At 41.8% G+C, this 11,728-nt stretch carries 10 protein-coding genes; 9 read left to right on the forward strand and 1 reads right to left on the reverse strand.

Annotated features, from left to right (window positions below; translation table 11 throughout):
* The first annotated feature begins 158 nt into the window (after nt 1-158).
* Nucleotides 159-2,762 (forward strand): bifunctional acetaldehyde-CoA/alcohol dehydrogenase, encoded by a 2,604-nt coding sequence (adhE, locus tag BBEV_RS08040; protein WP_069364998.1) that lies wholly within the window; start codon nt 159-161, stop codon nt 2,760-2,762.
* A gap of 60 nt (nt 2,763-2,822) precedes the next feature.
* Here the strand turns inward: adhE and BBEV_RS08045 are convergent, their stop codons facing one another.
* Nucleotides 2,823-3,341: a GNAT family N-acetyltransferase gene (locus BBEV_RS08045; RefSeq protein WP_069364999.1), complete on the reverse strand. Its 519-nt coding sequence runs from the start codon at nt 3,339-3,341 to the stop codon at nt 2,823-2,825.
* A 141-nt stretch (nt 3,342-3,482) separates the two neighbouring features.
* On the opposite strand from BBEV_RS08045, the gene BBEV_RS08050 reads away from it, so the two are divergent.
* From BBEV_RS08050 to argJ, 8 genes are all read left to right on the forward strand, one after another.
* Entirely contained in the window at nt 3,483-4,568 is a 1,086-nt protein-coding gene (locus tag BBEV_RS08050; protein ID WP_069365000.1) for a C45 family autoproteolytic acyltransferase/hydrolase, read from the forward strand.
* Nucleotides 4,537-5,778: an NADH:flavin oxidoreductase/NADH oxidase family protein gene (locus BBEV_RS08055; RefSeq protein ID WP_232318294.1), complete on the forward strand. Its 1,242-nt coding sequence runs from the start codon at nt 4,537-4,539 to the stop codon at nt 5,776-5,778. The genes BBEV_RS08050 and BBEV_RS08055 overlap by 32 nt, the downstream gene beginning before the upstream one ends.
* 69 nt (nt 5,779-5,847) lie before the next feature.
* Entirely contained in the window at nt 5,848-6,270 is a 423-nt protein-coding gene (locus tag BBEV_RS08060; protein ID WP_069365001.1) for an organic hydroperoxide resistance protein, read from the forward strand.
* A gap of 140 nt (nt 6,271-6,410) precedes the next feature.
* A complete protein-coding gene (gene msrA, locus BBEV_RS08065) occupies nt 6,411-6,950 on the forward strand; it encodes a peptide-methionine (S)-S-oxide reductase MsrA (RefSeq protein WP_198155086.1) in 540 nt (179 codons plus the stop codon).
* The gene (locus BBEV_RS08070; RefSeq protein WP_069365002.1) at nt 6,947-7,816 is read left to right on the forward strand and encodes a serine hydrolase domain-containing protein; all 870 of its coding nucleotides are present in this window, start codon (nt 6,947-6,949) and stop codon (nt 7,814-7,816) included. The genes msrA and BBEV_RS08070 overlap by 4 nt, the downstream gene beginning before the upstream one ends.
* A 36-nt stretch (nt 7,817-7,852) precedes the next feature.
* Nucleotides 7,853-9,301 carry a cardiolipin synthase gene (gene cls / locus BBEV_RS08075; RefSeq protein WP_069365003.1) on the forward strand — a complete coding sequence of 483 codons (1,449 nt, stop codon included), beginning with the start codon at nt 7,853-7,855 and terminating at the stop codon, nt 9,299-9,301.
* 100 nt (nt 9,302-9,401) lie between these two features.
* On the forward strand, nt 9,402-10,472 hold the full coding sequence (gene argC / locus BBEV_RS08080; protein ID WP_069365004.1) for an N-acetyl-gamma-glutamyl-phosphate reductase: 1,071 nt from the start codon (nt 9,402-9,404) through the stop codon (nt 10,470-10,472).
* A gap of 29 nt (nt 10,473-10,501) precedes the next feature.
* Nucleotides 10,502-11,728, forward strand: coding sequence for a bifunctional glutamate N-acetyltransferase/amino-acid acetyltransferase ArgJ (argJ, locus tag BBEV_RS08085; RefSeq protein ID WP_069366663.1), 1,227 nt, complete (start codon nt 10,502-10,504; stop codon nt 11,726-11,728).

Raw genomic sequence — 11,728 nt, forward strand, 5'->3', positions numbered from 1 at the left:
TTATTTCACTCATTCACAATTCTGACACATGTAAGCGAATTCAGAAATTTTTGTGAAACAATTCACATTTTAGACATAGATTTTTTATTTCAGCCATTATACAATGAACTCAGTTAGTTAAGTGAAATACTTCACAATCTTTTTAGGAGGCGTTAACTATGGCAGTTGAAGAGAAAGACTTAAAGAAACAAGGAAGTACAGAGGCAATGATCAACAAACTCGTTCAAAAAGGACAAGAAGCATATGAATCATTTTTGAACTACAACCAAGAGGAAATCGATCAGATCGTTAAAGAAATGGCATTGGCAGGTCTTGATCAGCACATGCCGCTTGCAAAAATGGCAGTTGAAGAGACAGGACGTGGTGTGTATGAAGATAAAATCATCAAGAACATTTTCGCCACTGAATATGTCTATCATGGTATAAAATATGATAAAACTGTTGGGGTCGTCAGTGAGAATGAACATGAAGAAATGATTGAAATTGCTGAGCCAGTGGGTGTTGTTGCCGGTGTTACACCAGTGACGAACCCGACGTCCACAACGATGTTTAAAATTCTGATTGCAATTAAAACGAGAAACCCGATTATTTTCGCATTTCACCCTTCTGCACAGAAATGCAGTTCTAAAGCAGCTGAAATCCTTTATGAAGCTGCACTGAAAGCTGGGGCACCAGAAGGTTGTATCCAGTGGGTTCCAAAACCATCGATTGATGCAACGCAGGCACTGATGAATCATGATGGTGTCGCTATGGTACTTGCAACAGGAGGAGCAGGCATGGTGAAATCAGCATACAGCACCGGTAAACCAGCATTGGGCGTCGGACCGGGTAATGTGCCATGCTTCATTGAACGAAGTGCAAACATCAAACAGGCAGTAAACGATTTGATTCTATCTAAAACATTCGATAATGGTATGATTTGCGCATCCGAACAAGCCGTTATTATCGAAGCACCGATTTATCAGGACACAAAGAAAGAGTTGATTGATAATAACTGTTATTTCTTGAACAAAGAAGAGCGTGAAAAAGTGGAGAAGCTCGTCATCAATGAGAATACATGCGCTGTGAATCCGACAATCGTCGGCATGCCAGCTGCAAAAATTGCTGAAATGGCAGGAGTTACTGTCCCTGCAGAAACTAAGATTTTAATCGCAGAACTTAAAACTGTTGGACCTGAATCACCATTATCAAGAGAAAAATTAAGCCCGGTTCTTGCTTGCTTCAAAGTGAAAGACCGTGAAGAAGGTTACAAGCGTTCCCAGGAGATGCTTGAATTTGGAGGTCTGGGACACTCTGCAGTAATTCATTCTGAGAATGAAGAGGTTATACGTGAATTCGGCATGCGAATGAAGGCAGGTCGTATTATTAATAACAGTCCTTCTTCACAAGGAGCAATTGGTGACATTTATAATGGCTATCTGCCATCACTAACGCTCGGTTGTGGTTCGCATGGTCATAACTCTGTGTCACAGAATGTCGGTACCATTAACCTGGTCAACTTTAAGAAAATCGGAAAGCGCCGAAACAATATGCAGTGGTTTAAAGTACCACCGCGCATCTATTTCGAAAAAAATGCGACACAATATCTTGAAAAGATGCCTAATATCTCTCGTGCAATGATCGTTACAGATGAAATCATGATGAAGATGGGGTATGTGGATAAAGTATTATACTACCTGAATAAACGTCCGGACGGTATTCAATATGAAGTATTCTCAGATGTTGAGGCTGATCCGAGTATCGAAACCGTTATGAAAGGCGCAGAGATGATGCGCAGGTTCGAACCTGATGTCATCATTACACTCGGTGGCGGTTCACCAATGGACGCTGCCAAAGGCATGTGGTTGTTCTATGAGAACCCGGATCTTGATTTCAATGGCTTAAAGCAAAAATTTCTCGATATCCGTAAACGGGTGTTTAAATACCCTAAGCTCGGAAAACGCGCGCAATTTGTAGCGATTCCGACCACATCAGGAACAGGTTCTGAAGTCACATCCTTCTCTGTTATCACAGACAAGGCAAATCAGACGAAGTATCCTCTTGCCGACTATGAACTAACACCGGATGTAGCCATTATTGACCCGGTTTATGTCAAATCCGTTCCGCCATCTGTAACTGCTGATACGGGGATGGACGTACTGACTCATGCCATTGAAGCATATGTGTCTGTTCTTGCGAATGACTATACTGATGGTTTGGCTATGAAAGCCATTGAACTGGTATTTGAATATCTGCCGAAAGCATACGCAAATGGAAATGATGAAGTAGCAAGAGAAAAAGTTCACAATGCATCAACCATTGCGGGTATGGCGTTTGCCAATGCGTTCCTGGGAATCAATCACAGTCTGGCTCATAAACTGGGAGCAGAATTCCACATTGCACACGGTCGCTCCAATACGATTTTAATGCCTCATGTGATCCGTTATAATGCCAAGAAGCCTACAAAATTCGCGGCATTCCCTAAGTATAACCACTTTAAAGCCGATGAGCGCTATGCAGACATTGCACGCCGTCTCGGGTTACCTGCTGCAACCACAGAACAGGGCGTGGAAAGCCTTGCACAGGCAGTGATTGAACTGGCAAAAGGAATGAACATTCCAATGAGTATTGCACAATGCGGTGTAGATCAGAAAGACTTCGAAAAAGTTGTTGATGACCTTGCTGATCGCGCATTTGAAGATCAGTGCACGACAGCTAATCCGAAACTTCCACTTGTGACAGAATTAGCTGAAATTTACAGACAAGCTTATAAAGGGGTATAATTAATAAAGAGCGATCTCTCCAAAATGGAGTGATCGCTCTTTCATTAGAAATTCATGCGATTAATTCGGTGACCCTTCAATAAATCCTTCATGCTGTTTTTCGTTGATGTTGACCTCGAAATCATGTTTTTGATAAAAGTGAACGAGGCGGTTGAGGTGATCCCAGTCACGTTTCACAAGCTTTCCAGTAATCCGGTTAATATTCTGATCTATTGCATATGCTTTTAAATGCTTCATACAGATCGACCCCAGTCCCTGATTAGGTTCTCCCTTGACATCGTCAATATGAAGCTTGAAATTATCATAATAGTGACCCTGAATGGCAAAATCCCAATTACCTTCATATTTGTCATCGCATGTTTTCGCCATAACCTGGCATTGGTTTTTATCATCTTTGAGAAAAATGACTGTCCAATTGTTGTGCTGATCAGGTTCAATGCCCAGAACTTGCCACTTCTTTGATATTTCATATATATTTTCTCTCATGATCATCAGTTGAAAAAATAGTGCATCCCGCTCGTTTTCCACTTCTTCTTGAGACTGCTTTTCCATCATGGCAAACGCAGATCCTGTATTCATTTTATTCCTCCTCACGCCATCATCACTTCTGCTCACAATTTCAGTATTCTAACAGATCTGCCTTTCGAATTCAACCGGTTCGGAATCGTTTACGATTCTTTCCAAGTTCCGTTATACTGAAGACCTTAAGGGGTGACTGTTATGGACATTGGTGTGGATATCATTAAAAGCAGGGAAGATGCTTATTTATTTGGTTACCATCAAGGATTGGCATTGAAAAAGATGCCCGTTTATCAAAAGCACGTTAAAAGAAGAAAGAAATCCATCCGGCAATATACGGTGAACGTTGCGGAATTTAATTCATGGATGGCCGATATACAACCCTCCTTATTGGATGAACTTGAGGGTCTCAGTCAAGCACTTGGCTGGCGACTTGAAGATACCATTCATGAATACGGCGGGTATCAGGATCACTGGAAAAGGTCGGGGTGCAGTGCCATGATGCCTGATGGCCTTTATGCACGAAATTATGATTATCACCCTAAAACATATGATGGACGTTTTGTTTTGTATCAACCTCAAAAGGGTTATGGCCATATCGGTTTTGCACAGCGGATCATCGGACGGATGGATGGTATGAATCAGAAAGGATTGGCTATCGGATATCATTTCGTCAATCGGTTAAAACCTGGTAAAGGTTTTATTTGTACTACTATCACACGCCTTGTTTTGGAAAATTGCAAAGACGTACCTGAAGCCATCCGAATGTTGAAGTACTTGCCGCATCGATTTGCTTTTAATTTTTCTGTGGCCGATCGCTTTGGAAATGCAGCTGTTGTTGAAGCATCTTCTAAAGGCGTTTTTATTCATAACAACGACATCCGCATTTGCAGTAATCATTTCCGATCGGATGAAAAAGCTTGGGAAAATCGTCATTTTCTTGAAGAGACAACTAACCGCTTGCACAATTTAAACGAGGGTTTTGTTCATCATCCGAATCCTCTGGATCTCTTTTATAAAATCAACCACACAAAACATCAGATTGCCAAGACCGATTATCGGAATTTTGCCGGTACGATTCATAGTGTTGTTTACGATACAGTAACCCAACATGTTTATGTTGGGTTAGGAGTTAATACACAGCCGCTCTTGATCTCATTTGGAGATTGGATCAATGGGGCCCCCTTGTACTTCAGTAAATTAAAAGGGAAGTTGCCCGATATCGAAGGGGCTGAGCACCTGAGGAGGTTTGAGGATGCCAAAAAGCGACAACATGCGTCATCTTGAAAAGGGTTTAGCACTGAATACACACGTGACATCTAAAAATCGTTGGTTCAAATCTGCCATGAGTGAATCATTAGGAACACCAGAGCATTATCCTTCTGAGCATTTAATACATCTTTATCAGGTTTGGGCTGAGGGAGGAGCAGGAATTGTCGTCACTGGCAATGTGATGGTGGACCGCACTGCCTTAGGTGAACCCGGGAACGTTGTACTCGATTCAGAAAAATACTTGAATCAGTTTGAAAAATGGGCACAGGCAGGCACCCGAAATGAGACATTGCTGTTTATGCAACTCAATCATCCCGGTAAGCAAGTCATTAAAGGGGTGGCCAGTGAAGCAGTTGCACCTTCAGCTGTTCCTTATGCCCCCTCATTTCAACGTTTTTTTCCGCCATGCAGAGCACTTACTCGAAAAGAAATTCACCGGATCATCAGTCAATTTGCAAATGCAGCATCACTCGCTCAAAAATCAGGATTTTCCGGGGTACAGCTTCACGCAGCACATGGGTATCTGATCAGTCAGTTTTTATCACCGGTTCATAACCGTCGCTACGATCACTACGGAGGGACTGTAGAGAATCGTTTTCGTTTCTTGAAGGAAATCTTTCTGGCAGTCAGAGAGGCAACAGGACCAGCATTTCCCATCAGCGTAAAACTGAACAGTGCTGATTTTATGAAGGCTGGATTCTCTCAAGATGATGCTCGATTTGTCATTCATCAACTGGAACAAGAGGGTGCAGACCTGATTGAAATATCCGGGGGTACGTATGAACGTCCAGCTATGTTTATGAAAGAGGTAAAAGAATCCACGAAACAGAGGGAAGCTTATTTTGCAGAATTCGCCAACTCTATTAAAAATGAAACAACTGTACCCATCGCGCTCACAGGCGGATTCCGCAGTCAAATTGCGATGACTCAAGCATTGGAAAATAATACGACCGATATGATTGGTGTTGCAAGACCTTTAGTACTTTATCCGGATCTGCCGAATCAGTTTGCCACTGGAACTATGAAGCGCGCAGACCTGCCATCCATTACAACAGGGATCAAAACAATTGATCAAGCTGCATTGCTTGAACTGTTATGGTACGCCAGACAGTTGCACCGCATCGGAAAAGGCAAAGAACCATTATTGACACTATCCGCTCGAACCAGTCTGATATATTCAGTGTTGAAAAACGGATTGTCCATATTTCAAAAAAGACGAGTGTAAATTGAGGTTTAAAATGTGAATAATAAGTGAACACTGTAAATAGTCTGAAAAAAAAGGAGTGCATAATTTATGGCAGAAAAAATTCTAACTACATCAGCAACGGTTCAAGGTGGAAGAGAAGGACATGTAAAGTCAGATACAGGTGTCATTGATTTGAATCTCTCCATGCCAAAAGGAAAGGATCTACCGACAGATGCAACGAACCCGGAACAGCTCTTTGCTGCAGGGTATGCAGCATGTTTTGATGGTGCATTGAATCTGATGGCTTCGAACGCGAAAAAAGACATTTCATCAACGTTGACATCCTCAGTCAGTCTTATTAAGGATCCTGATGATGGCGGATTTATGATTGGGGTGCATCTGAAGGCTGAAATCGAAGGTGTAAGTCAAGAAGAGGCTGAAGATCTTGTGGACAAAGCTCACGATTTCTGCCCTTATTCAAAAGCGACACGTGGTAATATTGATGTGACACTTGAAGTGGTTGCAAAATAATTCAATAATTAAACGAAAAAAGGTGCCGGATTAAATCTGGCACCTTTTTTCTGTTTGATATCATGATTTTCGCAATAGTTCCTGAATTTCGTTATAATGGAATACAATATACAATTAGTTGACAGGAGTGTGCATGAAAGATGTCAAATATTGAAAAAGCAACATTTGCAGGGGGTTGTTTCTGGTGTATGGTAAAACCTTTTGAAGAATTACCAGGCATCATCGAAGTCATTTCCGGTTATATGGGTGGACATTTACCAAATCCAACGTATGAGCAGGTGAAATCAGGTACTTCCGGACACAGGGAAGTCGTACAAATCACCTTCGATCGAGAAAAGTTTCCATACAGTGGATTATTGGACTTATATTGGCCTCAGATTGATCCAACGGATCCCGACGGTCAATTCATTGACCGGGGAGAACAATACCGCACAGCCATTTATTATCATAATGAAGATCAGCGCCAAGCTGCAGTGCTGAGTAAACGAAACCTGGATGAGAACGGGCCATTCAAAGACCCTGTTGTAACGGATATTCTACCTGCTGAAGTATTTTATCCTGCTGAAGAAGAACATCAGAAATTCCATCAAAAAAATCCTGAAGCCTATAAAGATGAACAAACAAATTCCGGACGACAATCCTTTATTCAAAATCATTGGCAAGGGCATGAAGATCTATGAATACAGCAACGTTTCTAAATGAAATCAAAAAAATCGACGTTCAGGCAGTACTGATCTCCGAAGAAGGCAGTCCAGTTTTTCAATATGAGCAGAAGCAAGGTGACATCGATCGTCTCCACAAAGTGAACTCTGTTACAAAGTCATTGTTATCTTTGGGGATCGGGATAGCTTATGATGCCGGTGTGTTCCCCTCCGTTAATGAAGAGGCTCAATCGATATTTTCTGATTCAATTCCGGCAAATGTTCTCATAAAAAATTTGTTAACTCTTTCTGGAGGAGCCGATCCAGATCAATGGTGGTCGTATATCAAAGAAGAGAGGACATTTGATCAACTTATTTCTGCTTACACAAACGCACAATCTCATAAAATGAGGTATAATAATATAGATTCCCATATTTTATGCAGTGCTCTTGAATATGTCACTGGTTCAGACCCTCACCGATATTTGAGAGATCATTTGTTTAACCCGCTGCAAATCCAGAAGTCCAAATGGGAACAAGATCACCTCGGGAAGCGAATCGGTGGTTATGGCCTTATGCTGTCTCCAGCAAACTTATCAAAGATTGCCAACCTGTTATTGAATGAGGGACGCAATGATGCGGAACAGCTGATCAGTCCATCCTGGATTCAACAATCCACACGCAGTTGGATTGAAACACCTCAACCGAATCAATCCTATGGTCTTCATTGGTGGATCAGCGCTGAAGCAGGCAGTCAGCCGGCATTTTATTATGCAGCTGGCATGGAAGGTAATTTTATGGTGATGATTCCTTCGCTTGGGAGATCCATTGTCATTTGTTCTTCTTTAAAACGTAATGAGAGTCTGAAACCTTTTTCTTTAATGCTGAAATATCTTTTGAAATGATAGATCATCATCCCGAGTACAGGAGGAACTGAATTTATGGACTGGTATTCTGTCGCCGTTATGATATTATTTATCTTTAATTTTATTTTTGCCGCAGTGATTATCTTTATTGAGCGTAAAGATGCTACTTCTACTTGGGCATGGTTAATGATCCTTTTTCTTGTACCTTACCTGGGATTCATTATCTATCTCTTCCTGGGACAAAACTTAACAAGAAGACGCTTATTCAACTGGGAAGGTGTTCAGAAAATCGGGATCGTGGATCGAATTTCTGAGCAAATGATCCAATTAAAGGATCGGAGCTTTTCATTTAACCATGAAAACATTGATCGATACAGAGATTTGATTTATATGCATCTGGCAAATAATGATGCCGTTTTAACAAAAGGAAACGCTATTGACATATTTCACGACGGTCAAGAGAAATTTGACCAGCTGATTGAGGACATTCGTAAGGCAAAGCATCATATTCATTTGCAATATTATATATTCAGAAACGATCAACTCGGCAAACAGATTATCCACGAACTCACTTTGAAAGCGAAAGAAGGTTTAAATGTAAGGGTTCTGTACGATGAACTGGGCTCAAGAAAGATACGCAGGAAACATTTCAAGTCCATAACAGATGCCGGTGGTCAAGTCGGTGTGTTTTTCCCATCGAAATTCCCTTTGATTAACATTCGTTTAAACTACAGAAATCACCGAAAAATAGTTGTCATCGATGGTGAAATTGGTTATGTTGGCGGTTTTAATATAGGGGATGAATATTTAGGTAAATCCAGCAAGTTCGGTTATTGGCGGGACACACATTTGCGAATACGGGGAGAAGCCGTCGATCCGATGCAGACCCGATTTATATTAGATTGGAACCAGGCATCCAAAAGTAAAACGATCCAATACGACCCGGCCTATTTCCCGGATAAAAAGCATCTGGGTAATGCCGCTGTTCAAATGGTATCCAGCGGTCCTGATTCATCACATGAACAGATCAAAAACGGCTATATTAAATTACTGTTCGAAGCTGAAAAAACCATTTATATTCAGACGCCTTATTTTATACCGGATAAAAGTCTGATGGATGCCGTTCAAATTGCAAGTCTTTCCGGCAAAGACGTACGCATTATGATTCCAAACAAGCCGGATCACCCTTTTGTTTATTGGGCCACTTTTTCGCATATCGGTCAAGCGCTGGAAACCGGAGCGCGGGTATTTATCTATGAAGGTGGATTTATTCACTCCAAGAATGTTGTGATTGACGAAAAAATCTGTTCTGTAGGCACTGCGAACATCGACATGCGCAGTTTTAAACTGAATTTCGAAATTAACGCGTTCATCTATGATGAGGAAACATCGAAAACAGTTGTAAGAGATTTTGAAATCGATATGGAACAATCCGTTGAATTGACACTGGCAATGTATAAACGGCGCTCAAAATACATTCGTTTTAAAGAATCTATTTCCCGATTATTATCGCCAGTCCTTTAAAGAACACGTTTGCTTAGTGTTCTTTTTTTATTCACATATGCATAATAATAAATTTCTTTACATAAACATGTTGATCATTTCGTTATCAGCATGTATAATGATGAGAAATTATTCAATTGCTGAGGTGAGTGAAGTGAAGACAGTAGGAATTGTTGGAGGAACAGGGTACGGGGCTTTGGAATTGTTGCGATTCATTCAATTACATCCTGAATTAACAGTAACGAAATTATTCTCACACCGGCAAACAGGTATGGAAATCCAAGATGAATACGGACACTTGAAAGAACTGACTGATTTGTCTTTACAGTCACTTTCTGTTGAAGAAGCTGAATCGTTGGATATTCTCTTTTTTGCCACTCCGAAAGCCGTGGCAAAAGAATGGATTCCATCCTTGGCAAACAAGTCCATGCAAATCATTGATTTATCGGGTGATTTAAGATTGAGTGCAGCGGATTATGAGGCGTGGTACAACGAGGAGGCTGCTGAGGAACCTTTGCTGGAGAAGGCTGTATATGGACTCCCTGAATGGAATAAGCAACGGATATCCAATGCTGAAATCATTTCGAATCCAGGATGTTTTCCAACATCAACCCTGCTCGCTATAAAGCCACTGAAAAAACTCATTCTAAAACAAAATCAAAATATGGTGATTGTTGATGGAAAAACCGGAGTATCAGGAGCTGGCCGAACGCAAAATCCTTTAACTCATTTCTCTAATACGAATGAAAATGTTCAAACCTATAAAACCGGATCCCATCAGCATCAGCCTGAAATGGAACGGTATGCGTCGGAAATGACGGGCCTGAACATCCATGTGCAGTTAACGACCCATTTGATTCCGATGACAAGAGGATTACTCTGCACCATTTATATCCCGCTTAAAGAAGGTGTGACAATCGCTGAAGTCAGAGCTGCGTATATGCATGATTATCAGAACGAAGCTTTTGTGAGGGTCCTTCCTGAGGGTGTCATGCCAGCTACTAAACACGTTTACGGCAGTAATTACTGCGATATCGGTTTCTATTTAAATGAAAAAACAGGCTGGCTTACCGTATGTTCCGCCATCGACAACTTGGTAAAAGGCGCATCAGGCCAAGCGCTGCAAAATCTGAATATCATGAACGGCTGGGATGAAACACTGGGCTTGACCGGATATCCGCTGTTTCCATGATGACTTGAAAAAAAGGAGAAGATTGCATGATGACTACAACAGATCAACAATCGATCACACTACTCGAAAAAGGACATATCACATCACCAAAAGGCTTTCAGGCTGGCGGTGTTCATTGCGGACTTCGAAAAACAAAACTTGACTTCGGCTGGATTCACTCGGACGTGCCAGCGGATGCTGCAGGAGTATATACACTAAATGCATTCCGGGCTGCACCACTTCACGTGACAAAGGAAGCAATCGATTCAAACGGTAAATTGCAAACAATCATTACAAACAGTGCAGTAGCTAACTCATGCACCGGCCCGCTGGGCGAAGAAAACGCTAAAGACATGCAAATGCTTGCTGCAAAAAAACTGCAAGTGCATCCATTTGATGTCGCTGTGCTATCCACAGGAGTCATTGGGGTTCAATTGCCAATGGACGAAATTAAAGCAGGGATTCAGGCGATGGATCAATCAGTCAATTATGGACCTGAGCGATTTGAACAAGCCATTCTGACAACTGATACGGTAACAAAACATACGGCTGTAAGCTGCGTAATTGATGGTAAAACCATCACTGTAGGTGGCGCCGCCAAAGGGTCCGGAATGATTCATCCGAACATGGCCACGATGCTCGCGTATATGACAACTGACGCCAATGTAGAACAGGAAAGTCTGCAGACGCTTCTTTCAGATGTAACCAATGACACCTACAATATGATTACAGTAGACGGTGATTCCAGCACGAATGATACCGTACTGCTTTTGGCAAACGGCGCACAAAAAAACGAGGCACTTAATGAAAAACATCCCGATTGGCCGTTGTTTAAAGAAGCAGTGAGAACTGTTTCAGAAACCCTTGCTAAGAAAATTGCCCAAGACGGTGAGGGGGCCACAAAGCTCGTTGCCGTCCATGTATTAAACGCACAATCAAAATCTTCTGCTCGTAAAGTAGCTAAAGCGGTCATTTCATCCAATCTGGTGAAAACAGCTGTATACGGTGCCGATCCAAACTGGGGACGAATTGTCTGCGCCGTCGGATACAGTGAAGAGCCCGTTGATCCGAATACCGTTCATGTCAAACTTGGTGAGACTGTGGTCGTCGATGAGGGGTTGCCAGTCGCATTTGATGAAGATGCATCCAAAGTTTATCTTGGTAACGATCAGGTGGATATCACAGTAGATCTGAATCAAGGAACCGAAAGTGCATGTGCCTGGGGTTGTGACCTGACTTATCAATACGTCAAGATCAATGCCAGTTACAGAACATAA

Source organism: Salisediminibacterium beveridgei (assembly GCF_001721685.1).
Taxonomy (GTDB): domain Bacteria; phylum Bacillota; class Bacilli; order Bacillales; family Salisediminibacteriaceae; genus Salisediminibacterium; species Salisediminibacterium beveridgei.